Origin of the sequence: Bartonella sp. AC62GZZY (genome assembly GCF_042196525.1) — a bacterium.
Lineage (GTDB): Bacteria > Pseudomonadota > Alphaproteobacteria > Rhizobiales > Rhizobiaceae > Bartonella.
In genome coordinates this window covers 199,892-226,430 of record NZ_JBHIQN010000002.1, presented here as the reverse complement: position 1 = coordinate 226,430, position 26,539 = coordinate 199,892, and the positions used below count along the sequence as shown (strand labels likewise).

19 protein-coding genes, 1 tRNA gene and 1 pseudogene are annotated in these 26,539 nt (G+C 37.2%); 9 read left to right on the top strand and 12 right to left on the bottom strand.

The window, feature by feature from the left end; genetic code table 11:
• Positions 1-128: 128 nt before the first annotated feature.
• The 3 genes from rpsA to aroA form a co-directional block, all read right to left on the bottom strand.
• On the bottom strand, positions 129-1,829 hold the full coding sequence (gene rpsA / locus ACFIML_RS02455) for a 30S ribosomal protein S1 (RefSeq protein WP_026500132.1): 1,701 nt from the start codon (positions 1,827-1,829) through the stop codon (positions 129-131).
• Between the two features lie 134 nt (positions 1,830-1,963).
• Positions 1,964-2,611 (bottom strand): (d)CMP kinase, encoded by a 648-nt coding sequence (cmk, locus tag ACFIML_RS02450; protein WP_375687293.1) that lies wholly within the window; start codon positions 2,609-2,611, stop codon positions 1,964-1,966.
• The gene (gene aroA, locus ACFIML_RS02445) at positions 2,608-3,936 is read right to left on the bottom strand and encodes a 3-phosphoshikimate 1-carboxyvinyltransferase (protein WP_375606159.1); all 1,329 of its coding nucleotides are present in this window, start codon (positions 3,934-3,936) and stop codon (positions 2,608-2,610) included. The genes cmk and aroA overlap by 4 nt, the downstream gene beginning before the upstream one ends.
• 187 nt (positions 3,937-4,123) lie before the next feature.
• Here aroA and ACFIML_RS02440 point away from each other — a divergent pair, with 187 nt between their 5' ends.
• Both ACFIML_RS02440 and ACFIML_RS02435 read left to right on the top strand, forming a co-directional pair.
• The gene (locus tag ACFIML_RS02440; protein ID WP_375606158.1) at positions 4,124-4,507 is read left to right on the top strand and encodes a TIGR02300 family protein; all 384 of its coding nucleotides are present in this window, start codon (positions 4,124-4,126) and stop codon (positions 4,505-4,507) included.
• 117 nt (positions 4,508-4,624) lie between these two features.
• A tRNA-Ala gene (locus tag ACFIML_RS02435) sits at positions 4,625-4,700 on the top strand.
• Positions 4,701-6,362: 1,662 nt separating this feature from the next.
• Here ACFIML_RS02435 and ACFIML_RS02430 read toward each other — a convergent pair.
• Together ACFIML_RS02430 and ACFIML_RS02425 are read right to left on the bottom strand one after the other, a co-directional pair.
• A complete protein-coding gene (locus ACFIML_RS02430) occupies positions 6,363-6,950 on the bottom strand; it encodes a hypothetical protein (RefSeq protein WP_375606157.1) in 588 nt (195 codons plus the stop codon).
• A 112-nt stretch (positions 6,951-7,062) separates the two neighbouring features.
• The gene (locus tag ACFIML_RS02425) at positions 7,063-8,244 is read right to left on the bottom strand and encodes a DNA recombination protein RmuC (protein ID WP_375607945.1); all 1,182 of its coding nucleotides are present in this window, start codon (positions 8,242-8,244) and stop codon (positions 7,063-7,065) included.
• A 90-nt stretch (positions 8,245-8,334) separates the two neighbouring features.
• Between ACFIML_RS02425 and def the strand changes: the two genes are divergently transcribed.
• From def to truA, 3 genes are read left to right on the top strand one after another with little or no spacing between them, the layout of a single operon-like run.
• Entirely contained in the window at positions 8,335-8,871 is a 537-nt protein-coding gene (gene def / locus ACFIML_RS02420) for a peptide deformylase (protein WP_375606155.1), read from the top strand.
• Positions 8,871-9,800: a methionyl-tRNA formyltransferase gene (gene fmt, locus ACFIML_RS02415; protein WP_375606154.1), complete on the top strand. Its 930-nt coding sequence runs from the start codon at positions 8,871-8,873 to the stop codon at positions 9,798-9,800. The genes def and fmt overlap by 1 nt, the downstream gene beginning before the upstream one ends.
• A gap of 1 nt (position 9,801) precedes the next feature.
• Positions 9,802-10,545, top strand: a complete 744-nt coding sequence (gene truA, locus ACFIML_RS02410; RefSeq protein WP_375687291.1) for a tRNA pseudouridine(38-40) synthase TruA — start codon at positions 9,802-9,804, stop codon at positions 10,543-10,545.
• A 32-nt stretch (positions 10,546-10,577) separates the two neighbouring features.
• On the opposite strand, the gene ACFIML_RS02405 is transcribed toward truA, so the two are convergent.
• Positions 10,578-11,441, bottom strand: coding sequence for an LOG family protein (locus tag ACFIML_RS02405; protein ID WP_375606152.1), 864 nt, complete (start codon positions 11,439-11,441; stop codon positions 10,578-10,580).
• 106 nt (positions 11,442-11,547) lie between these two features.
• On the opposite strand from ACFIML_RS02405, the gene dapD reads away from it, so the two are divergent.
• Positions 11,548-12,396, top strand: coding sequence for a 2,3,4,5-tetrahydropyridine-2,6-dicarboxylate N-succinyltransferase (gene dapD, locus ACFIML_RS02400; protein ID WP_375687289.1), 849 nt, complete (start codon positions 11,548-11,550; stop codon positions 12,394-12,396).
• Between the two features lie 576 nt (positions 12,397-12,972).
• Here the strand turns inward: dapD and lepA are convergent.
• Complete coding sequence (gene lepA, locus ACFIML_RS02395; protein ID WP_375687323.1) at positions 12,973-14,778, bottom strand: translation elongation factor 4; 1,806 nt, start codon at positions 14,776-14,778, stop codon at positions 12,973-12,975.
• 448 nt (positions 14,779-15,226) lie between these two features.
• On the opposite strand from lepA, the pseudogene ACFIML_RS02390 reads away from it, so the two are divergent.
• A pseudogene (locus ACFIML_RS02390) lies at positions 15,227-15,370 on the top strand (integrase); the annotation flags it as partial.
• A gap of 1,014 nt (positions 15,371-16,384) precedes the next feature.
• On the opposite strand, the gene ACFIML_RS02385 reads toward ACFIML_RS02390, so the two are convergent.
• From ACFIML_RS02385 to dnaK, 4 genes are all read right to left on the bottom strand, one after another.
• Positions 16,385-17,299, bottom strand: coding sequence for a DMT family transporter (locus ACFIML_RS02385; protein WP_375606150.1), 915 nt, complete (start codon positions 17,297-17,299; stop codon positions 16,385-16,387).
• A gap of 32 nt (positions 17,300-17,331) precedes the next feature.
• Entirely contained in the window at positions 17,332-18,237 is a 906-nt protein-coding gene (gene argB / locus ACFIML_RS02380; protein ID WP_375606149.1) for an acetylglutamate kinase, read from the bottom strand.
• A gap of 1,888 nt (positions 18,238-20,125) precedes the next feature.
• Entirely contained in the window at positions 20,126-21,268 is a 1,143-nt protein-coding gene (dnaJ, locus tag ACFIML_RS02375) for a molecular chaperone DnaJ (protein ID WP_375606148.1), read from the bottom strand.
• Positions 21,269-21,426: 158 nt separating this feature from the next.
• The gene (dnaK, locus tag ACFIML_RS02370; RefSeq protein ID WP_375606147.1) at positions 21,427-23,319 is read right to left on the bottom strand and encodes a molecular chaperone DnaK; all 1,893 of its coding nucleotides are present in this window, start codon (positions 23,317-23,319) and stop codon (positions 21,427-21,429) included.
• A gap of 961 nt (positions 23,320-24,280) precedes the next feature.
• Here dnaK and ACFIML_RS02365 point away from each other — a divergent pair.
• A complete protein-coding gene (locus ACFIML_RS02365) occupies positions 24,281-24,835 on the top strand; it encodes a copper chaperone PCu(A)C (protein ID WP_375606146.1) in 555 nt (184 codons plus the stop codon).
• Positions 24,836-24,945: 110 nt separating this feature from the next.
• On the opposite strand, the gene lysM is transcribed toward ACFIML_RS02365, so the two are convergent.
• Positions 24,946-25,401 (bottom strand): peptidoglycan-binding protein LysM, encoded by a 456-nt coding sequence (lysM, locus tag ACFIML_RS02360; protein ID WP_375606145.1) that lies wholly within the window; start codon positions 25,399-25,401, stop codon positions 24,946-24,948.
• Positions 25,402-25,787: 386 nt separating this feature from the next.
• Between lysM and ACFIML_RS02355 the strand changes: the two genes are divergently transcribed.
• A complete protein-coding gene (locus ACFIML_RS02355) occupies positions 25,788-26,510 on the top strand; it encodes a response regulator transcription factor (protein ID WP_005774392.1) in 723 nt (240 codons plus the stop codon).
• Positions 26,511-26,539 lie beyond the last annotated feature (29 nt).

Below are 26,539 nucleotides of genomic sequence, written 5' to 3'. Positions count from 1 at the left end.
TTATTTGCAAGCATTTGCAATTTTTGACGCAATAATTAAAAAATAAGTAGACAATTTCTTTAGAAAATAAAAAGGTCACTCTTAAAATGAGTGACCTTAATAACAACATCAACTTTAATGATTGATGATTAATCTTGTTCTTGTTTTTTCAAAGCTGCACCCAGAATATCACCAAGAGAAGCACCTGAATCTGTAGAACCATATTGTGCAACAGCTTCTTTTTCCTCTGCAATTTCTAAAGCTTTGATTGATACTGAAATTTTACGTGTTTTTTTATCAAATGCTGTGATGCGAGCATCAACCTTTTGCCCAATTGCGAAACGCTCAGGACGTTGCTCATCACGATCACGCGCAAGATCAGCACGCCGAATAGTTGTCTCAAGGTTGTGGTCAATCAATTTCACACCAATGTCATTGTCGTTAACAGCAATCACTTCGCATGTTACAACTGCACCTTTTCGCAATTCGCCAGAAGCAGCTGCTTCTCCAACTTTATCGCTGGAAAGCTGCTTAATTCCAAGAGAAATGCGCTCTTTTTCAATATCAACATCAAGAACCACAGCTTTAACGATATCGCCTTTATTGTAAGTATCAATGACTTGTTCACCAGGACGGTTCCAATCAAGATCAGACAGATGAACCATACCGTCAACATCGCCTTCAAGCCCAATAAAGAGACCAAATTCTGTTTTATTTTTAACCTCTCCTTCAATTTGAGAATTGACAGGAAATTTATTGGCAAAAGCTTCCCATGGATTTTCAAATGTTTGTTTTAAGCCAAGAGAAATACGCCGTTTAGAAGGATCAATCTCAAGAACAACCACTTCTACTTCTTGTGATGTAGACAGAATTTTTCCAGGATGAACATTTTTCTTTGTCCAGCTCATTTCAGAAACATGGATCAGCCCTTCGATTCCTGGTTCAATTTCAACAAAACCACCGTAATCAGTAATGTTGGTAACAGCACCCGTAATTTTTTTACCAATCGGATACCGGACACTGATACTTTCCCAAGGATCACTTTCAAGCTGTTTCATTCCAAGAGAAATACGGTGCGTATCTTGATTAATGCGAATAATCTGCACTTTAATCGTTTGACCAATTGTGAGCACTTCAGATGGGTGATTAACACGCCGCCATGCCATATCTGTAACGTGCAAGAGACCATCAATCCCACCAAGATCAACAAAGGCACCATAATCTGTAATATTTTTCACCACACCTTCAACGATTTGGTTTTCTTCAAGATTTTGTACGATTTCTGAACGTTGCTCAGCGCGGCTTTCTTCTAAAACAGTGCGGCGTGAGACCACAATATTGCCACGACGACGATCCATCTTCAAAATTTCAAAGGACTGTGAATTATGCATGAGAGGTGAAACATCACGAATGGGACGAATATCAACTTGGCTGCGAGGTAAGAAAGCAACGGCACCATCAAGATCGACTGTAAAACCACCTTTTACTTGGCTAAAGATCACTCCATCAACGCGCGCACCAGCATTGAATTTTTCCTCCAAACGGACCCAACTTTCTTCGCGCCGTGCTTTTTCACGCGATAAAACAGCTTCACCCATCGCATTTTCAATGCGTTCAATGTAAACCTCAACTTCATCGCCAACTTGCAAAGAACCATCTTTTGCTTTAGCTCCAAATTCTTTGAGAGGAATACGTCCTTCGACTTTAAGACCAGCATCAATAATGGCCATGTCTTTTTCGATTGCAATAACACGACCTTTAACAACAGATCCTTCATTAAGATCATTAGTTTGAAAAGATTCTGTTAAAAGGGCTTCAAAATCCGCTGTTGTGGGATTGTATTGTGACATAAGAACTCCTAATATATACCTTGTATTATAAGGTATGAGCGCTAGGTTAGTGTTAACATAAGCAACTTCTTGCCTTTTTCCTTTTAAATACAGGAAAAAAAGTTAGCGCTAGGCCGGAAGTCACCTTGACGAATTTATCCAATTATATGCATTTTTATGATTGGATCAATAAAACTACATGCAATTTCAAATGTTGCTTCTATACTCAATTCTGACGTATCAAGCAAGTGGGCGTTTTTTGCTGGTTTTAGTGGGCTTTGTTTGCGCGTTATATCGCGACTGTCGCGCTGTTCAAGTTGAGCTAGGATTTCATGATAATTTGCTTGAACACCTTTTTTTAAAATCTCTTGGTAGCGGCGTTTGGCGCGTGTTTGAACATTGGCTAGAATATAAAACTTGATATCGGCATCAGGACAAACAATCGTTCCGATATCACGCCCATCAAGCACACAGCCGGGCAAACCTTTAGCAAAGTTGCGTTGTTTTTCGACAAGAATTTTGCGTACAGCAGGGTTAATTGCTATTTTTGAAGCCGCTTCACCAAGTTCATGAGAAGAAAGAAGAGAAGGATTTAAGGTATTAAAATCAAGTTCTTTAGCATAAATAATAGCATTACTTTCATCATGAAGAGATAAATTTTGTTGTAAAAGCGCATAAGCAACACCACGATAAGTGAGACCAGTATCGAGATGATGAAGATGATAATGTGCAGCAATTTTACGTGCTAAGGTTCCTTTGCCTGAGGCTGCAGGTCCATCAATAGCAATAACAAAAGGCTTCAAGCGATTCTCCCCCCAAGTTTTTTTATAAAAGGAATAAATTCTGGAAAGCTCGTAGCGATCATTCGTTTATCATCAATGGTAACAGGTTTTTCTGACACAAGCCCAAAAATGAGAAAACACATAGCAATTCGATGATCAAGATGTGTGGCAACATACCCACCCCCCAAACCTTTGGCAGAACCTTTTCCATAAACAACAAGAAAATCTTGACCTTCTTCACAGTCTACGCCATTAATTTTTAATCCTTGAGCAACAGCAGACAATCGATCTGATTCTTTTACACGCAATTCTTCAATGCCTAGCATAACTGTTTTGCCTTCTGCAAAGGCTGCTGCTACTGCCAAAGCAGGATATTCATCTATCATCGATGGAGCACGTTCTTTGGGCACCGTAACGCCTCTAAGGACCGATGATTTTATCCGTAGATCAGCAACATCCTCTCCACCTGTTTGACGTCGGTTCAAAAATTCAATTTGAGCACCCATTTCCCACAATGTTTCGATAAGTCCTATTCGAGAGTTATTTATCAAAACATTTTCAATGGTGATATCAGAGTCTTCTACAAGAAGGGCTGCGATAATTGGAAAAGCAGCAGAAGAAGGATCACCCGGAATATGAATCGTTTGTCCAGTAAGATGGGGTTGACCATTAAGATGAATCAAACGCGCACCTTCGTTATCTTTTTCTATTTCAAGTTGCGCACCGAATGCTTTTAACATTTTTTCCGTATGATCTCGTGTCAGAACTGGTTCAATAACAGTTGTAGTGCCGGCGGTGTTGAGTCCAGCAAGCAGGATTGCTGATTTAATTTGGGAGGAAGCTATTGGAACACGGTAACGTATCGGATTAGCCATTTTCGGACCATAAAGCGTTAAAGGAAGGTGATCGTCGCGCGTTGCCTCAATTTCAACCCCCATGAGACGCAGTGGATCAAGGATACGTCCCATTGGACGTTTAGAGAGAGAAGAATCACCAATAAAGGTTGTTTTCATATGATACGGACCAACCATTCCCATAACCAAACGAGCACCTGTTCCAGCGTTTCCAAAGTCTAAAGGTTTTTGTGCAGCTAAAAGGCAACCATTCCCTGTTCCTCGTATGATCCAGAAGTCTTCTTTTTTAATAATACAGGCACCCATAGCTTGCATAGCAGCAGCTGTATTGAGTACATCAGCGCTTTCAAGTAATCCATGAATATATGTCTCACCACTTGCTAATCCTCCCAATATAAGAGAGCGATGAGAGATTGATTTATCTCCTGGTATTTGAATTTTTCCAGAGAGACTACTCGATTTATAGGTGGTTATAGGGATTGCTTTTTGCATGGAAATTCTATTTAATTCTATCTAACTTTTATGAAATTGTGCATCCTTTAGCACATGCTTTAAAAGACGTCATGAAAAAATCACTGTGGAACAGTGTATTTATCTTTGACAAAGGTATTATTTTTCGATTAAGCACCATAAAATTTATCTTTTAATGGAATAATAGTTAATCAAAGAGGCACGGCTTATGGCAAAACAAGAACTCGGAACTAAACGTGTTGATCCAGAAACAGGAAAAAAATTTTACGATCTAAATCGCGATCCTATTGTGTCGCCCTATACAGGAATTTCTTATCCGCGTTCTTACTTTGAAGTTGCAGCAGCTGAAGCAAATAATGAAGAAGAAGTTGATACTGAAGAGCTTGATACAGCACTTGAAAAATCTGCTTTTATGCTTCTTGAAGATGATGATGTGGATTCTAAAGATGACGATCTTCCTGATTTAGAAGATAGTGATGTAGATCTTGGTGATGATGATGATGATACATTTTTGTCTCATGATGGTGACGATGAAGATGATGACGTTACTGATATTCTCGGAGGCGGTGTTTCTAATGATGATGATGCTTAAAAGAAGTAAAAGAGGACATCTTTTCCATTAAATGTAAATTCTTCTTGATCTTCAAGTTTGATCGTTCTAGAAAAGCTGGAATTGTATACTGTCCTTTTGGGACAATTTGTTTTTATAGGGGCTATAGCTCAGCTGGGAGAGCGCTTGCATGGCATGCAAGAGGTCAGCGGTTCGATCCCGCTTAGCTCCACCAAAAGGGCTAACTGTTCTATCAAGGGAATTAATTATAATAAAAGATGTGTGCATCAATTTAAAAGGTTTATGTGCTCTGTAACCATTGATCCAGTAGCGCGTTCCTTGCTTTAATGCTATCATTATGCGTTTCTAATCATTTGTTGGATTGTAAAGTTTTACTTTACATAACAATGGAAAGAGATCATTTTTTATGCTTTATATAGAAATAAAAAAGGGGCTATTTAACTGACACCTTATATTTTCAAAGGACAAAATTTGAATCCTTCTTCACCACAAAATCATAATCTGTTAATTATCGATATCCTTTTAAAAGGTAAGAAGTTCCTAAACAAAGATTTGGGAATAGAAGACTAAGATATATTTTCCAATTATTGCGAAGCAGGACTTTTGTTGAATATTTTTAGTCTTATCAGATGTCCTAGCAATTTAAAAAATTATCCCCTTGAGTAGCATTCACCAACTCAATACTGAAGCATGTTAAATCTTAAATAACGTATTGTTATCATTATAAGTTATTTATATTATTAAGTGATAACTCTAAACAAAATAAACTTCTCTCACCATAAGCCATAACGCATTGAATCAATTGGATTCCTTCCTTACACATCACAAACGATGTTTGAGATGTAGGAGTAAAGCAGTACCATCATTATACTTTTCAATCCCTAATGTTGCAAAAATTCTTATATTTGAGAATGTATGTTCATAAAAAACATTTTTAGTCTTTTCTTTCACAGTTCTTATCCACATGCCCATTGTGCTTGTTATGTGCAAGCCAATGGTTTTATTGATTCAACCTCAAGAGATCTGAAACGATAAAACCCTACGCCATTCGAGATTCTTACTTTAATATAAATAACGATATATTATCTTTATAAATCAATATGCTTAAACCATTTAAGAAAAAGAATTAAAATGCTTCTCATAAATATTCTCAAATGCAAAAGCTATCACAGCATTGGAGGCTGACTTGTTACTTCATAGGCGCTACAAATCTTTCTCTGAATACTCCCTACCCTGAGTATTCATTGTGTGTAAAGTTGCATATACCTTATCATCCTATAAACGGGAGTGTTTTTACAATACAATAAGATAACTTCTTTCAATTAAGATGGACTGGATAGACGAGTATGTTTTATTTCATACAATACTAAATACACTTAGTTCTTTTGAAGACTGTATTGCCCTCTTTATACAAAATAACGTTTTTTCGTTTAATGCATTTCTCGTTTTTTTATATCGAATATTTTACCCTTTTTATAATGCCCGAATTGCATTTGTTTTAATTGCTATTTTATACGCTTAGTAAAGAAAATATTCATTTAATAATCAGCCAGTAATACGCATAATGAAAATAAAAATGATATTATATTTTAAAATTTTTATAATCTCTGGTACTTAGCCCAATGCGAAATGCCAGCGCTAAATAGAAGATAATTTCCATTGTAAATTTTTTAAACAAAGGAGGTAAAAATGTCGAGAGTATCTTCAAACACATTGTGTATTGCAAAAGCTTTCTGTCGCTTGAGTTTATTCTAAAGAAACAATTTATTTCATTGAACGATCGGAAAAACGACACTATTTTATCATATCATAAGGGTTTTTTCTTTCGAATAATTTCACCACATCAATTCTCTGATTGAGATTTTCAAAATCCTCCCTAACGCCACCCACATCTCTTTAATTGCTGTTCATAGAGCTTCGATATTCTCGCCATGCGCTGTGCTGCCTGTGAAAGTGCAACAGTGACATGCCCGCCACTACGCGCATAAGCACCATGTCCCATATGATAATTTAAATAAAGGCTATATGCATCATCAAACCTCACGCCATTGCGTTGAACACTTTGGCGATGATACCAAGCAACAAAATCAGCAGCATCTGCGAAATTCGTACGCCATGCAAAAGACTTTCCTGTAGAGCGAAGATACATTGCCCATGTACTGTCAAGCGCTTGAGCATAACCATAAGCTGTCGACCGACGTTTCCATGGGATAAAACCAAGTAGTTTTTTGCGTGGAGGACGTGCATTATGACGAAAACTTGATTCCATATTAATGGTTGCAAGAATAATAGGCATAGGAATCCCATAGCGCATTTCTGCTTTTTGAGACGCCTTTCCCCAATTATCAAAAAAACCATTTTTTTGTGCTAAAATAGCGCAAGCATTGTTTGTGTGAGTGGGAGTGGTTGTTGCACAGCCCCCTAGCAGAAACACCAATGCCCCTAAAAACAAAAGGTGTCGCATATTCTCTATTCCTCTCGTTTAAGAAATAAAACAAGATAGAGATACTAAAAAATGATTACCAATCAATAAAGAGCGTGATCTAACTTGTGATATTTAAGAAAATTGTTTTGCGTTATTCCTCATCAACTAAACGCAATGTTTGTGACTGAGCGGATGTTGTCATTTTTGTTGGCTCAGAGTAATTTTCTTTTAATTCGAAAGTTTCAATGCGATTTGCCCGTTTCATAATTTTGGAAGATGATATTAAAATTCCCTCTATATCTTCACCTGCTTTGTAAAAGTGCTTCTGTAGGGCGCGAACACGCATATCCATTCGTCCAAAATCTTCCATCAGTTTTGCCACTTCCGATTGAATTAAATGCGCTTGTTCACGCATCCGCGCATCTTTCATAATGGTTTGTACAACCTGGACAGAGAGCATCAACAAAGATGGTGAAACAATAATCACATGGGCTCTATTGGCTTTTTGTACCAATGCCTCAAAGTCCTCATAAATTGTTGCAAAAATTGATTCCGATGGCACAAAAAGGAAAGCAGTGTCATGGGTTTCTCCAGGAATTAAATATTTCTGCGCAATATCACGGATATGGACTTCCATATCGGTACGAAATTGGCGTTCTGCCTCTTGACGCTCTTGCGTTGATGCGGCTTTACGCATAGCATTCCAAGCCTCTAGAGGGAATTTAGCATCAACAACAAGAGAAGGTGCTTTATTGGGCATATGAATAAGACAATCTGGGCGCTTTCCGTTGGAAAGAACAGCCTGAAAAGCATAGGCATTTGCTGGTAAGGCATCAGCAATAATTGCTTCCATCCGCCCCTGACCAAAGGTACCACGTGTCTGCTTATTGCTTAAAATGGATTGCAACTGAACAACTTGTCCCGTAAGCGATTGAATATTATTTTGTGCCGCATCAATCACTGCTAAACGTTCTTGCAAACGATTCAAATTTTCATAAGTGGATTTAGTCTGTACCTGAAGTGTTTGACCTAAGCTTGTTGTCATTCCATTGAGTTGCTCACTGAGCGATTTATTCAATTCAGCTTGCCGTTGACCAAAAATTTCCGCCATCGTTTGCATTCGCCCTTGCATTTCAGCTTGTGTTTTTAGCAAGGTAGCCATCTGCATTTGTGCCTCACGCGCACGTTCAGCAGTTTCTTGTTCCAAAAATGTTCTTTTTCGATGAGAATGTATCAGCATAAAAAATGCCAAACAGACAAGTGTAAATAAAAGTAAAACGATTAATTTAGAAAAAAACTCACCAGTGAGTATAGAAAAAAACGAATCAAACATAAAAGGTAATATAACGCTCTTATGGTAAAAAAATGCAAGAATCCGTTATTCAATATTGACCAATAACAAACCTTTGATTAATCTCTTCTTATGCCAATAAGATCTTTAGTTATTTTACCTGATCCGATTTTACGGGAAGAGTCCAAACCCGTTGAGCAGGTCGATTCAGCTCTCCAAAAGCTCGCAGATGATATGTTGGAGACCATGTATCATTCTAAAGGTGTTGGTCTTGCTGCTATTCAAATTGGTATACCACTACGTATGTTGGTTATGGATGTCTCTGGAAATTCTGAAGATGAGCAGAAAAAACCACTTGTTATTATCAACCCTGAGATTTTATGGCTTTCAGATGAGCGCAATATTTATAAAGAAGGTTGTCTTTCTATTCCTGACTATTTTGCGGAAGTTGAACGCCCTAAACGTCTGCGTGTTCGCTATCAGGACCGTGAAGGAAAACAGACAGAAATTGAAGCAGATGATCTCTTGGCGACTTGCTTACAGCATGAAATTGATCATTTAAATGGGCGTCTTTTTATTGATTACATTTCAAAGATCAAACGCGATATGGTGATACGAAAATTTAAAAAACGCGCAAAAGAAAAAAACACACAGGAAGCAGTTTTGTAATGGCATTACGGTTAAGTTTTATGGGAACACCAGATTTTTCTGTTCCCATTTTACATGCTTTATTGAATGCTGGTCATGATGTTGTCGCTGTTTATAGTCAACCCCCTCGTCCAGCAGGACGTCGGGGGCTTAAATTAATCCCCTCAGCTGTTCACACGGTAGCAAAAGAAAAATCTATTCCTATCTTTACGCCTCAAACACTTAAAACAGCCGAACAACAAGAAAAATTTGCAGCACTTTCTGTTGATGCTGCTATTGTCGTGGCTTATGGACTCCTGTTACCCAAAGCTATTCTCGAAGCACCGCGTTTTGGTTGTTTTAATGCCCACGCTTCACTCTTACCACGTTGGCGTGGTGCTGCACCTATTCAACGAGCAATTATGGCCGGTGATAAGGAAACAGGTATCATGATCATGAAAATGGATGAAGGACTTGATACAGGACCTATTGCTCTTTCTCGTTCTCTCCCTATTACTGATAGCGCCACCAGCGCTGAGCTTTCAAATAAACTTTCAAATATAGCCGCAGAACTTATGATAGAAGCTCTATCAACTCTTGAAAAAGGACAACTTAAACTGACCCCACAATCAGAGGAAGGCATCACCTATGCAGCCAAAATTAGGAAAGAAGAAACCCGCATTGATTGGACAAAACCTGCAGAGTTTATTCATAGGCATATTCGCGCGCTCTCTCCCTCTCCTAGTTGCTGGTGCAATATGAATATCGGTGGACGAGAAGAACGCGTAAAAATTATTGAAAGTCGCTTAACAACAGGAGCTTCTTTTGAAATTGGGAGGATAGAACCAAATTCTTTGATTATTCATTGTGGACAAGGACGGATAGAAATAACCTCTCTCCAAAGATCTGGCGGTAAAATTCTTGATAGCGCAACATTCTTGCGAGGCGCTCATATTTCTGCTGTTTTTTAATATGCCACGTTTTAAACTCACTCTTGAATACGATGGTTCAAATTATGCTGGTTGGCAACGTCAAGCAAAACTTCACACGATACAAGGAGCTCTTGAACAAGTACTCTTTTCCTTCAGTGGACAACAATTGACCATAACAACAGCAGGACGAACGGATGCAGGGGTGCATGCCACGGGACAAGTTGCCCATGTTGATTTTGAAAAAAACTGGCCCCCCCATACTGTGCGTGACGCACTCAATGCTCTTTTACGTAAACAGGGAGAAGCGATTTCAATCCTAAACGTACAAAATGTCCCTGATGACTTTGATGCACGATTTTCCGCTGTAAAGCGCCATTATCTTTTTAAAATTCTCAATCGCCGCTCTCCACCAGCTCTAAATGCCAAACGCGTATGGTGGATACCAAAACCTCTTAATGCTGAAGCTATGCATGAAGCTGCGCAAAAGCTTGTTGGACAACATGATTTTACAACTTTCCGTTCAGCACATTGCCAAGCCAAAAGCCCTATTCGTACCCTTGAACGCCTTGATGTTCAAAGAGAAGGAGAGGAAATCTTCCTTTATGCACAAGCTCGTTCTTTTCTTCATCATCAAATCCGTTCATTCGCAGGAAGCCTCATGGAAGTGGGTATTGGACGTTGGACAACACAAGATCTTGAAGCAGCTCTTCACGCTAAAGATCGCAAACGCTGTGGTGTTGTTGCCCCCCCCTCAGGACTTTATTTAACCAAAGTAGAATATTAATGATCCTTCAAGCGTTAACGCCTCAAAAACTGTTAAGGCAGCATATAAAAAGAACGAATTTCTTCAAACGCTTCTGCTGCTGTATTGACAAATTTCACAAAATTAACATCACTGGGAGAGATCGTACCTTGTGCAGATAGATACTCAAAGTTGATAGCATTGCTCCAAAACTCTTTGCCAAACAATAAAATTGGTACCTGTTTCATACGCCCCGTCTGTACTAAAGTTAACGTCTCAAACAGTTCATCCAGAGTCCCAAATCCTCCAGGAAAAATGGCTAATGCTTTCGCTCGTAATAAAAAATGCATTTTTCGCATCCCTAAATAGTGAAAATTAAAACACAAATGCGGCGAAACATATGAATTAGGCTCTTGCTCATGCGGTAAAATAATATTCAAGCCAATTGTTGGAGCCCCAACATCACAAGCACCACGATTTCCCGCCTCCATGATCCCTGGTCCGCCCCCCGTAACAACCACAAATTCACGATATTCTGTCGTAGCAGAATAGAGTGAGCACAAACGCGCAAACTCTCTTGCTTCATCGTAATAATGTGACATAGCACGCAAATTTTTCTTTTGTGTTTCATTTTTTGCTGCCCACGCAGCTTGCCTAGGTTCAGGAATGCGCGCACCACCAAACAAAACAACTGTCGATTGAATATTATATTCTTTAAGAGTTATTTCCGGCTTTAAAAATTCAAGACCAATACGTTGTGAGCGCAGCTCTGGACGCATCATAAACTCTTGATCGATATAGGCTAAACGATAAGTAGACGAACGCACCTGTGCTGAATTAGAGACTTTATGTATTTGTTGTAGAGCATCCTTCGTATGGAGAAGTGGTGTCCAGTTTTCTTGCTCTGCTTTTCTTTTTTCTTTACAGCCTTTTTTCATGCACCTGTCCTACTTCCTCATCGTTTTATTGACTGAAAACATTTCTTCGCGTAAGTCATAGAGAATAAATCTTGAAGCTTTCAACTTGTTTAACGGAACTATGTTCATGATCAATCTCACACAACTTGAAATCATTATCGAAAAAGCATTTGATGATCGTGATTCTATTGATACTACCACAAAAGGTGAAATTCGTGAGAGTGTCGAACACGCATTGAATCTTCTCGATAAAGGTGCAATTCGCGTCGCAGAACGGCAAAAAAACGGACAATGGCATGTTCATCAATGGTTGAAAAAAGCTGTTTTGCTCTCTTTTCGGCTTAACCCTATGCAAATTATTGCCGGTGGTGTAAATGGAACACATTGGTGGGATAAAGTTCCTTCAAAATTCTCTGGTTGGCAAGAGGCAGATTTTAAAAGTGCTGATTTCCGTTTCGTTCCTGGAGCCATTGTACGTCATTCTGCTTACATTGCACCCAATGTTATATTGATGCCATCCTTTGTCAATCTCGGCGCCTTTATCGATGAAGGAACAATGGTTGATACATGGACCACCGTTGGTTCTTGTGCACAAATTGGTAAACATGTTCATCTTTCTGGCGGTGTTGGTATTGGAGGTGTTTTGGAACCCCTGCAAGCAAATCCAACAATCATTGAAGATCACTGCTTTATCGGTGCACGCTCTGAAATTGTTGAAGGCTGTATTATTCGTGAAGGCGCTGTTTTAGGAATGGGAGTCTTTATTGGAAAATCAACAAAGATTATTGATCGTACAACAGGTGAAATTTTTATTGGTGAAGTACCAGCCTATTCAGTGGTTGTACCGGGTTCTCTCCCCGGAAAACCTTTACCAAATGGTGAAGCAGGCCCAAACCTTTATTGTGCTGTTATTGTAAAACGCGTTGATCAAAAAACACGAGAAAAAACATCCATTAATGATCTTTTACGTTCTTAGACACAAGATTAATGCATAATAATATTTTCTCGTTTTTTAACTTGAATAATAACCTCGAATACAAGGATTCTCTCATTTCAAATCCTTTCATAGTGAATCAATCACTATCATTTCCTTGCTCGTCACAAATGCTGTTGGTCTGTGGGTAAGAAACACTTCAAGAAAAGAGTGAAATACCTTTAATGAATTCTCTCTATCGCCAAGAGCTATCATAATATTTTGAGCTGAAAAAGAGTATGATGGGTGCGCTTTGCACCTTTCTGACGCATAAAGATGTGGCGCCAAATGGGTTTCATGTAATTTACAATGAATTTCACATTATATTTTGTTGCAGCCCCCGTTGTGAAATGAAGTTTGATGTATTGAGAGATGTTTCTTTGAAACAAGTGCACAAACGTGCAACACAACAAATGTATTTTGTTTAAAGCATTCTGTTTTACATGAGAAAGTGACACCATTCGCAATACACAAAAACATGAAGCACAGTGCGATTCTATTTAAAAGTGTTCTTTAAGCACCTGAACCAATCGACAAAAGCAAAAGCGCAACCAATGAGAGAAAATATTCCTTTTTCCATTATTTATTCATTTTGAGCGCTTGGATAAATGCCGATTGTGGAATTTCTACTTTTCCAAATTGGCGCATCCGCTTTTTGCCTTCTTTTTGCTTTTCCAAAAGTTTGCGCTTACGCGTAACATCACCCCCGTAACATTTCGCTGTTACATCTTTACGCAAAGCACGAATTGTTTCGCGCGCTATAACCTTACCACCAATAGCCGCTTGAACTGGAATCTGAAACATATGCTGAGGAATAAGATCTTTCAGTTTTTCACACATGGAACGCCCGCGCTTTTCTGCAATCGTGCGGTGCACAAGCATAGACAATGCATCTATAGACTCTCCATTTACCAAAATAGACATTTTAACTAAATCCCCTTCTGCATAATCTGCCATCTGATAATCAAAAGAAGCATAACCCTTTGAAATCGATTTTAGCCGATCATAAAAATCAAAAACAACTTCATTCAGTGGTAAATCATACGTTACCATAGCACGGGTTCCAACATAGGACAAACCAACCTGTACCCCGCGCCGCTCTTGGCATAGCTCTAAAATTGACCCAAGATAATTATCAGGCGTCATGATTGTCGCTCGAATCCATGGTTCTTCTATGGAAGAAATTTTAACCACATCAGGCATATCTGCTGGATTGTGCAACTCTTTAACAGAACCATCATTCATATTCATGCGATAAACAACCGAAGGTGCTGTCGCAATTAAATCCAAATTAAACTCACGCTCTAATCGCTCTTGAATAATTTCAAGATGCAGAAGTCCCAAAAAGCCACAGCGAAAACCAAAACCCAAAGCCGCGGATGTTTCCATTTCAAAAGAAAAACTCGCATCATTTAAGCGTAATTTGCCCATGGCTGCACGCAAATCATCAAAATCGGCAGCATCAATTGGAAAAAGTCCACAAAAGACAACCGGTTGCGCCGGCTTAAAACCAGGCAAAGCATTTTCACAAGGACGACGCTCTTCAGTAATCGTATCCCCAACCCGTGTGTCTGCTACCTCTTTGATAGAAGCAGTGATAAAACCAATCTCACCTGGTCCTAATTCATCAACCTGTACCATTTTAGGTGTAAAAACCCCAACGCGCTCAACTGGATATTTTGCTCCTGTACCCATCATACGAATGGTTTGGCCTTTTTTTAAAATACCATCTATCACCCGTACCAAAACAATGACACCAAGATATGCATCATACCAGCTATCAACCAACATTGCTTTCAAGGGATTTGCAACATCGCCTGTACGTGGAGGTGGTAATTGTGCAACAATTGCCTCCAAAACATCAGGAACACCCAAACCTGTTTTTGCTGATATTTCTACTGCTTGAGATGTATCAATGCCTATCACATCTTCAATTTGTTCTTTAACACGCTCAGGTTCTGCTGCCGGAAGATCAACTTTATTGAGAACAACAACTAACTCATGGGAATTATCAATGGCTTGATAAACATTTGCTAATGTCTGCGCCTCTACGCCTTGGCTTGCATCCACCACTAACAGAGAACCTTCACAAGCTGCCAATGAACGCGAAACCTCATAAGCAAAATCCACATGACCAGGTGTATCCATAAGATTTAAAATATAGGTTTCACCATTCTTTGCCTTATAGTGTAAACGTACCGTTTGTGCTTTAATAGTAATTCCACGTTCACGCTCAATATCCATGGAATCGAGCACTTGTTCTTTCATCTCACGTGTTTCAAGCCCACCTGTTATTTGAATCAAACGATCAGCTAAAGTGGATTTGCCGTGATCAATATGCGCCACGATGGAAAAATTACGAATATAATTACGATCTATTGTCATATAAGGCGATTTAGCAAAGAATAATACAAAACGCAAAGACCAATTATGCTCCGGCTTCTATCAAAAGAATATAAACCTAAAAAGCTTCTCAAAACACAACTTTTCATAGCCTAAAAAATGAGGCTTTTGTTTGCTAAATTAAATCCAAGGGTGCTAAAATGACCTTTTCACATCTTGTTTGATAACTCATATGCTGGCATTATATAGTAAGATATTGATTTATAAATATAATTTAACATTATTTATATTGAATTAGAACCTTGAGTACCGTAAGATTCTCTCATTTCAAATCTGTATATCTTGAATCAATTAAAATCACTTGCTTGCATATTACAAGCGGCATAAGTGTGTGGATAAAATTTTATATAAGAAAGAACTAAAAATGGCTCTTATGAACCCGTTTTAATGCAAGAGCTGTCGGCAACACCCACGAACTGGCAAATAGTGTGATTGTGCCGACTTACTTTTTCATAAGCGTAAAGATGTAGGTGCTCAATGGATTTACCGTTATACTATTCATAGGCACCGTCGTGAAATGGGATTGAGAGCGTTAAGAGATGTTTCTTTAAAACAAGCCCGTGAATATACAACGCAATGATGGATGCGTATATCACTAAGACTTTCAATAAAATGCACAAGAAATGCTTTTTTATTTGTACGCAATAATCTGTTTTTTTCAGCAATCTTATAAAATAAAATAGATATTGAGAGAGATAATTTTTTTCTCAATGTTTAAAACTTTAGAAATTGGCTTTATTGAGTAAAGTTTTTATGCCCTTTTATACAACGCCTTTCTTCTTTTATTAAAGATAAAAAACATCAAATCTCTTCTATTAATTTGTTAGTGCTTTGATTTATAATGACTATTTATTGCTTTGCAATTTAAATGAAACCCCTGACCATCGCGAGCCTTTTTCATCTTAAGCTTGCTTATAGTAAATTAGTCAAATTTTTTACACATTACAAACAGAACTGGACAAACAGGACTGGTGTATGGATAAAGCCGTTTAAGGAATGATTAAAATACCTCTTAATAAACTCTTTCAAGTACCAAAACTTGTCGTAATGGTAATTAATAAAGAAAATAATGCTATTAACTTTAATTTTTTATTTTAAGTAAAAATGGTGATATTTCATGGCCTTTATACATTTCACATGGACCATCAATGGGTACAATATCCATTGAGAAAATATGTCTTTTAAAAAAGTGCGTTAATGTACACCATTATGGGGGTTGCTTTGAGCGTTTCTATTTTGCATGGGAGTTAAAGAATAAAAGGAATAACGTGCGACAGTGCATAGTTTTCATTATTCAAAAATATTACCGTAGATGTTTTTGAAAGTTGTTAAAGCCGAATTTAAAAATGATCGTAAAGATGCGTATTAATTTTCACTTTTACAACTTAATGCTTAGCTCAATGAAGTTTGTTTTTCCTTTTCAGAGGTTAGAAAACAGATAGAAGCATACTCTTGCTCCAATTTGGCATGCAAAAGCTGGAATAATTTATAGAATTCTTAATCATCTTAATATTAAAAAAAACTTTAAAAATGAAAACTCTACAAGCAAAAATCTCGTGCAATAAAATCATAATAAAAAAATGTATAGCTAATCAATTTTTTTAATTGCTTTATTTTTTTTACGCCATTGTGAAGGTTGTAATTCAGCCACAATGATCCCAATAAGAATAAGCAAACCGCCCAATAAAGCTAAGGGAGATAAACGTTCTCCAGCCAAACGCCCAACAATACCAGCCCATACCGGTTCACCTGCGTAAATGAGTGTCGCACGCGTAGGGGAAATAGACTTTTGTGCCCAATTCATAGCTAATTGAATGATGGCACTCATTAATGCCAATCCTATACCAATATTAAACCACACCCACGAAAATTCAGGAATGCTTTCACCCATCAAAGGCATACAAGCAAATGAAAAAAAACCACTAAAAAATAACTGAATAATGGTTACACGCCGACTATCAACCTTGTTCGCAAAAATTCCGATGAGTATGACTTCTCCAGCAATCGCTAATGCACCTAACAAAGTCAAAATTTCACCTTTTGAAAAATCAAAACTTCCAGGCTTTTGTCCTGAAATGAATACAAGCCCAATAAAAGCGAAAACAATACCAATCCAACAGGCTAAACGGGGAGGTTTTTTAAACACAATCCATTGCAAGATTGGAACCATCGGTACATAAAGCGCTGTGATAAAAGCCGACTGACTACTAATAATCGTTTGAAGTCCAGCTGCTTGAAAAGCATACCCCAAAAACATGGCTAAACCAATCGCCATCCCAGCAAAAACTTCATAAACAGTTATCCTTTTTATAGAGCGCCAAAAAATTGCCCCACATATAAGAGATGCAACAATAAAACGAAATCCAACAAAAAATAGAGGACCGCTATAGCGTACCGCAATGTGAATGACTAAAAATGTAATGCCCCACAATATTGTCGCAGCAAATAGTGCCAATTCTGGTTTACTTAATAAAGGATATTTAAACTGTTTTATACTTTTCATGAAAAGCCTTCTCCTTCAATTTTCCGCACAATTTATGAAACAATAAGCGTTCCAATTCCCTGTTCGGTAAACAGTTCTAGTAAAACAGGATGAGGGGTTTTACCGTTTAAAATGACAACACCTTCCACACCATTTTGAAGGGCTTTTATACAAGTCTCTACTTTTGGGATCATGCCTCCTGAAATTGTTCCATTTTTGATAAGTTTCTCAGCTTCAGAAACTGTCAATTCTTTTAAAAGTTTACCCTGTTTATCCAAAACACCAGGAACATCAGTGAGAAATAAAAGGCGTTTAGCCTCTAATGCACCAGCAATAGCTCCAGCAAAAATATCAGCATTAATATTGTAAGTTTTACCATCGCGTCCTGGAGCCACAGGAGCAAGAACTGGTATCATTTCAGAACATGCTAAGAGATCTAGCAATGTGCGATCAACTTCAATAGGCTCACCAACAAACCCCAAATCTAAAACACGTTCAATATGAGAATCAGGATCAATGACAGTTTTATAAGCCTTTTCGGCAAAAACCATATTGCCATCCTTGCCGCATAATCCTATTGCCCATTCACCCTCAGCGTTGATGAGAGCAACAATTTCTTTGTTTATGGATCCCGCTAAAACCATTTCAACAACTTCAACAATCCGTTCATCGGTTACCCGTAAACCGTTTTCAAATCGTGATTCAATTCCCATTTTCATTAAAATTTTAGCAATTTGAGGTCCACCACCATGAACAACAATAGGATTAATCCCTGATTGCTTTAATAGAGCAATATCACGCGCAAATGCTCGTCCCAAAGCGGGATCACCCATAGCATGGCCGCCATATTTTACCACGACCGTTTCATTTTCATATTTTTGCATATAAGGTAAAGCAGACGATAAAAATGCTGCTTGTTTTTCCAAAACATCTACATCATCGTTTTTAGCATCATCCATCAATAGAGCCTCCTCATCACTTTTTACCATCTCTTAATGAAACTTAGGAAAAGTGAAAACAATAAAACCAAGCTTTACTCTATCCATCCCCCTGAAAATCGTCAATTTTCTTTTAATTTACGAAGATGAAACACAAAAAATATCCTTTAAAAATTGACCGTAAAAAATTAAACAAAATAGGTGTCAAAAAACGTCATTACTTTATGATCTTATGTATAAAATTGAAAAGCAAAATTTTGAAAATTTTTTAAGCGACGCCCTATATTCAATTCATTAATTTATACCTATGGATACTTAACAATGAATAGAAATATATACAACCATTGATTTTATAAGATAAAAGCAAAATTTTCTTATCATAATAAAATTAACCTATCGCCAAGATAAGAAACCACTCAACCGCTTTAGTAACCTATCTCAATTTTTCTTTAATGAAATTGTCAAACGAAGTTCGACCGGAGACTATAACTTTGGTTTTTAAAATTTGACTTTTTTCAATCATTAAACATGAGAAAATGTCAATTAAATATCCCTTTATGAAGAATTATAATACGTTGATTTATAATAATAATTTTATATATTTATAGCGTAAAACCCTAAATGAGAAGTCTGAATATAAGAATATTTTGTCATTTTAACTCTCACATTTCAAATCAATAAAAACCGTTGGCTTGTACGTTACAAATGAACTTGGTATTATAAATACTATAGAAAGCTTAAAATACCTCTTATTAATGCTCTCAATAGCAAAAGATGCAGCAATGTTTGAAACGAGGAATGATAGTGTCAACTTACGCATACATGAGCGTAAAAAGAGTGGTGTACAATGAAGTTTTATACCCTTTCAAGCACCATCGCATGCAATCGGGGTACATCCATTAGGAAATGTTTCTTCAAAATAAGCGTATAGATTTGTAACACAATGATCTTCTGTATGGGCGTAAGAGATTTACCTCTATTAAAGATCGCGAAAACAAAAGCGTGAGGGACTATGTATTCCATTATTAAATACTACTTTGAATATTTCTGAAAGGCGCAAAGCTAAGTGAAAAAGAGGTGGCAAAGCTTGAATTTTCTACTTTTATGCTTTTATATTCTCCTCAACTTTAGCTATATCCTCGTTGCAAAAATTACTTAAACAGATATATACAATACTCTTGTTTCACTCCGACATAAAAAAGTTGCAACAGTAAAGAACATACTGAACTGCCTTAACATTTATCCATTTATCTCAAACATACTACTCCATGAGATCTGAATTGATTTACAGATAACAGCAAAAGCAAGCGCTTTATTAAAATACAAAACCAAATCCACAATCTAAAAAGACATGATTACTGCTAAAAGCTGAGATGAAGCATGTAAAAGTTATTTTGAATAAGAATAACCCGTATTTTAAGGAAAGCAGTGGTTTAAGGCTATGAAAATGCCAGAAATAAAATCGGTTATAAGAAGTTGATACTTTATTTGAAAAAGATGAATTGCCTAACAGCTTATTTAGCGTTTCTTGGCAAGCTGCTAACTATTTTATAGTTTTATTTATAGAGCCTTTAAAAAGAAATTTTGAGTGAAAAAATAAATACAAAAAATACTGAATGCATAAAGACAGCCATCATGACACTGGCAATATTTATTATCAATCACTCAATTGCGTTCTTATATGGATAAGCCCTTTTTAAAATGTCATAGACATTCAAAAATAAGACTTATCCATAAAACTCATGAAATATAAAAACTATCAGCAGCAGGAGTTTATCCTAAATTAGCTGTCTCTCTCTTTTCTTTTTAAAGAAAAAAATGCTGTTCAAAGATAATGAGACAATAGAACACTTAATGAAAATAACTTTCCCACAGTTCTCTCTAATTATTCTGAGAACATTCACATATTTTAACCAGAAATATTTTCAAAAAATTCTTTCATCCGTGAAAAAAAACCATGTGATTGCGGTGAATTTTCATGATTTGAGAGCTTTTCAAATTTTTGCAACAATTCACGTTGTTCTTGCGTTAATTTCTGCGGTGTCTCAATTGTGATATGGATGTAAAGATCACCCCTTGCTTGCTGACGGCGCAACATGGGCATACCTTTGCCTCTAAGGCGGAATTGACGTCCATTTTGTGTTCCTTCTGGGATCTTAACACGTGCTTTAACACCATCAAGGTCGGAAACTTCAAACTCTCCTCCTAAAGCAGCTGTTACCATTGAAATAGGAACGCGACAGTGAAGATCTGCTCCTTCTCGCTGAAAAAACTCATGCGGTTTAATGGAAAGAAAAATATAAAGATCACCATTGGGGCCACCACGAATACCAGCATCACCCTCACCAGAAAGGCGAATACGCGTTCCATCTTCAATACCAGCTGGAACATTTACGCTCAATGAACGTTTTTTCTCTATACGCCGTGTCCCCTGACATTTGGGGCATGGATCGGTAATAGTTTCACCCCGTCCATGACATGTAGGACATGTCCGCTCAATAGAAAAGAAACCCTGTGCAGCACGCACACGTCCAGATCCATGGCATGTTCCACAAACTTGCGGCTTAGAACCCTTTCTCGCTCCTGATCCTTCACAAACATCACACGTAACGGAACTGGGAATATTAATTTCTGCAGTTTTTCCTGAAAATGCCTCTTCTAAAGTCACTTCCATATTATAACTCAAATCTGCACCACGTTCGCGACTATCACCACGCTTACGGTGGGTCCCTCCCATAATCTCACCAAAAAAGTCTTCGAAAATATCCGCAAATCCACCACCAGCAGCAAAACCACTAAAGGGATTTGCTCCCCCTTGACCACCACTATTTTCAAAGGCCGCATGGCCAAATCGATCATAAGCAGCACGCTTCTGGGGATCTTTAAGAACTTCATAGGCTTCGCCAATTTCTTTGAATTTTCGCTCTGCCTCTTTATCCCCCGCATTGCGATCAGGATGATATTGCATTGCCAACTTACGAAAAGCAGATTTCAACTTTTTATCATCACATTCGCGAGTCACGCCAAGAATTTCATAATAGTCAACCTTCATCATGTATTCCTGATAATTTTTCTGTCATCCAACTTTATGGATAATATTGCTTTTAATTTATATTTTTAGCAACAAAGTTGCAACTTATCTCAAATAATAAAGCCCAGCCTTATATTTCAAAGGCCGGGTTTATAAATTAATCAACACATACGCTGACACTATTTCTTCTTATCATTAACTTCTTCAAAATCAGCATCGACAACATCATCATTCTTTGTTTCTGTTTCAGTATCAGCAGTTTCTGCTTGTGAAGCTTCATACATAGCCTGTCCCAACTTCATACTAACTTCTGCTAATTTTTGCATCTTTGTTGCTATCTCTTCCGTATCACTGCCTTCAAGCGCAGATTTCAAATCAGAGATTGCTGTTTCAATCTGTCCCTTTTCTTCAGCTGATACTTTATCGCCATATTCATTGAGCGACTTTTCAGTTGAATGAATAAGAGCCTCCGCTTGATTTCTAGCTTCAACACCTTCACGGCGTTTTTTATCCTCAGCCGCGTGCTCTTCTGCATCCTTTACCATTTTTTCAATATCAGCATCACTTAAACCACCTGATGCCTGAATACGAATTTGATGCTCTTTCCCTGTTCCCTTATCCTTGGCCGAAACATTAACAATACCATTCGCATCGATATCAAAAGTAACTTCAATTTGAGGTATACCACGTGGTGCTGGAGGAATACCAACAAGATCAAATTGAGCCAATAACTTATTATCACTTGCCATTTCCCGTTCACCTTGGAAAACACGAATCGTTACAGCACTCTGGTTATCATCAGCTGTCGAAAAAACTTGCGATTTTTTCGTCGGGATAGTGGTATTGCGCTCAATAAGGCGTGTGAAAACCCCACCCAAGGTTTCAATACCCAAAGATAAAGGTGTTACATCTAGCAACAACACGTCTTTGACATCGCCTTGCAATACACCTCCTTGGATGGCAGCGCCCATTGCAACCACTTCATCAGGGTTAACGCCTTTGTGTGGATCCTTACCAAAGAAGTTCTGCACAACTTGCTGAATCTTAGGCATACGTGTCATACCACCCACTAAAACAACTTCGTCAATCTCACCAGCCTTTAATCCAGCATCTTTCAACGCAGCTTTACAAGGTTCGATGGTACGCTGGACTAAATCGTCAACGAGAGATTCAAATTTTGCCCGAGTCAATTTCATTGTTAAGTGCTTGGGACCTGATTGATCTGCCGTGATAAATGGTAAATTAATTTCTGTTTGCTGTGACGAAGAAAGCTCAATCTTTGCTTTTTCTGCTGCTTCTTTTAAGCGCTGTAAAGCGAGTTTATCATTTTTCAGATCAATTCCTTGCTCTTTTTTGAATTCATCGGCAAAATAACCAACCAAGCGCATGTCAAAGTCTTCACCCCCTAAAAATGTATCCCCATTGGTTGACTTAACCTCAAAAACGCCATCTCCAATTTCAAGGACTGAAATATCAAATGTACCACCACCAAGGTCGTAAACAGCAATTGTTTTTCCATCCTTTTTGTCCAAACCATAAGCTAAAGCAGCAGCAGTTGGCTCATTAATAATCCGTAAAACTTCAAGTCCAGCAATTTTACCTGCATCTTTCGTGGCTTGACGTTGCGCATCATTAAAATAAGCAGGAACCGTAATAACGGCTTGTTCAACTTTTTCACCAAGATAAGATTCTGCTGTTTCCTTCATCTTTTGCAAAATCATAGCTGAAATTTGTGACGGAGAATATTTCTTTCCCGCCTCTTCAACCCATGCATCACCATTGTCACCTTTAACAATTTTATAAGGAACAAGCGCTTTATCTTTTTCAACCATAGGGTCATCAAAGCGGCGCCCTATCAAACGTTTAACTGCAAAAACTGTCCCTTCAGGATTTGTCACCGCCTGCCGTTTAGCAGGTTGCCCAACAAGCCGCTCCCCCCCATCAGTAAAGGCAACAACGGAAGGTGTTGTTCGCGCTCCTTCTGAGTTTTCAATAACTTTTGCATTTTTGCCATCCATAACAGCCACACAAGAGTTCGTTGTCCCCAAATCAATACCAATTACTTTTGCCATATTATAATCTCCATTCAGCAAGCTACCTCAACCTTCATAAAGCATCTTTTTAAGATAGCTCCTCATAACACCTAAAGCCCGTATATTGCTTCAAGCAACATAAATAATAATAAACTGCAAGTCGCAACAAGCCTTGCTGCCTCGTATATAAGAACAGGCTTTTATTGCTACAAGAGAATAATGAGAGAAACATCTCCAAAATAAAAAATTTATTTTAAAATAGGCACTCTAATGACCCATAAATACCATATTTATGAGAGACTTGAGAGCATAATATATTTTTCTTGCAATTCTCAAAAAATATATCTTTCTATAAAAATTAAAAAATAAAAGAATGATTGCACTCTCGCTCTTGATCTTCTCATCATTGATAAAATCGTACTCACGTAAAAGCTTTTTAAAAGGCGAATAATTTATATCACAAATATTATAGATTTTTCTTGGACTAAAATAGTCATCATATCTAATGCTCGTATCAGTAAAGGTATTATCTATCAATCTCCTTTCAAAAATTCTCCCTCTAACGGTCTCATTGTTTGCGGCTATTTGAAATCTGTGCTTTAAATTCACCTAAAGCGTTTTTTCTTAACTGTATAATTTTGAACTTTGAAAATATATAAAAATACCTCTGTATAAACGCTTTAAAATGCCAAAAGCTGTCATAATATTAAAAATTGGTAAAGTGGTTAATGATTGTTCTGTATTATATCTTCATTAAGTAAAATAGTAGTGCATCATAGATTTTATACCATTTGCAAATACTATTTATGAGATGAACACGGAAGCGTTAAGAGGTGTGTTGTCATTGTAAATCTTACTGTCTTCTTTTAAATTTCAAGAATTCTATGATTTTTATATTCAAATCAATTTCATTTTAGTATTTCTTTCTTTTATTTTAAATAAAAGCTCTGCTAAAATAAAAAATATTCAAAGTGTGAATCTTATGAAGGAGGGTAAATCAATGATGACATCTATTATTAAGAAAATAACAAATCTCATCTTTAAGAATATAATACATACACAATATCCATATAAAAAGGTTATCATAAATATCGTGTGTACTCTTCTCTTTGCTGGTATAATCCTGCCAGCAGGTGCTCAGCAATATAAACTTGGCGACATAGAAATTCTCAATCCTTGGACACGCGAAACACCTAGAGGTATAAGAGTTGGTAGCGGTTATCTCTACATTATTAATCACAGTAATACCCCAGACCGTTTGGTTTCTATTTCCACAAACGGAGTAAAAACAACAGAGATACACTCTATGGCTGTCGTTAACGATATTATGAAAATGGAAAAAATGCACAATGGCATTGAAATTCCGGGAAATGGCGAAATCACGCTTAAGCCTGGCGGTGATCATATTATGTTCATGGGGCTTTCACAACCATTTAAGTTAGGTGATAAAATTAGCGCAAAATTAACATTTGAGAAAGCAGGAACCATTGATGTTGATTTCTCTGTAAACGCTATGAAAGTACCATCACCTTCTAAATCCTCTCCTGTTCACTAAGCTCCTTTTATTATAAATACACACTTTATAAAATGAAGAAGTGTGAAATTTTTTACGCTTCTTTATTTTTTGTTTAATGCCATCAGTAAAAAATTATCCCCTTTGATGAATTAACTATGGTCAATTTCAGGAATACGTAAAACTTGACCAGGATAAATTTTATCGGGAGATTTTAGCATTGGCTTATTGGCTTCAAAAATAAATGTGTTTTTATTACCTTGCCCTTTTCCATAAACCTCTTCAGCAATTTTCCAAAGATTATCACCAGATTTAACCTCATAAAAGCGAGAAGTTTTTCTAGGCGTTGTATCTATAACCTTTAATTGATCAACATCTACAGAAGAGATACCTTGTGAATTGCCAACAACCAGCAGTGCTTTTTCAAGTGTTTCCCTATCTGGAACTTCACCGCTTAAAATAGCTTTACCGTCTTCAACTTGAATATTGACTTTTTCTGTACCGAGTTGAAAATGATCAAATGCTCTCTTAAAATCCTTTTCTTTTGGTTCATGGTCCCCAATACCTAACTTTTCCCCTACAGTTTTAATAAAATTAAAAAATCCCATTACGACCTCCTTTCGTGTAGCAGAAACAAATTTTTGTGCATATATTGCCACATTCTTTTCTTTGCTCTTAAAACACATAGGCAGATTTTCTAAACTTCAACAATCAAAACTACATCTGTTCAATTATGAGACAAATACAATAATAAACTTTGTAATAAACCTTGATAAAAAAAGCCTTTATGAAAATTTTCTCTCAAATGAAGGGATCTTAATAGACGTAGAAACATTATAAATTATGAAAGCAAAACAAGATTTTACAGTAATGACAAAAGGTTTTTTACTTTGCTACAATTTGTATCATATTTGTTTTGCAAAAAAAATATGAACTCCCATATAAATAAGTGTGGGTAATTTGCTACCACAGCAATAGAAAGGTCTAAGAAACCATGAAAGATACACCAACAATCACGCAAACGATCGTACTTGTTGATGATGATCGCAATATTTTGACATCTTTATCTTTTGCGCTTGAGACAGAAGGATATCGGGTTGAAAGCTATACAGATGGAGCATCTGCACTCAAGGGTCTCACACTTCACCCTCCACACTTAGCTATTTTTGATATTAAAATGCCCCGAATGGATGGGATGGAACTTTTGCGTCGTTTGCGTCAAAAATCTGATCTTCCAGTTATTTTTCTTACCTCTAAAGATGATGAAATTGATGAATTATTTGGTCTCAAAATGGGAGCTGATGATTTTATTACTAAACCTTTCTCCCAACGTCTTCTTATTGAACGAGTGAAAGCTATTTTACGCCGTTCTAATGCACGTAACCAACCGCTTTCTACAGGAACTTCTTCCACCTCTTCTCTCAAACGTGGAGATCTTGTGATGGATCAAGAACGCCACACCTGTACATGGAAAGATAAACCTGTTATTTTAACCGTTACGGAATTTTTGATTCTGCAAACCTTAGCACAAAGACCAGGAGTTGTAAAAAGTCGTGATGCTTTAATGGATGCTGCTTATAGTGATCAAGTCTACGTAGATGATCGCACCATTGATAGTCACATTAAACGTCTGCGTAAAAAGTTTAAACAAGTGGATGATGATTTTGCAATGATTGAAACACTTTATGGTGTAGGTTATCGTTTCCACGAGGTATAAAACTACTTTGTCGCAAAAATTTGAATGGC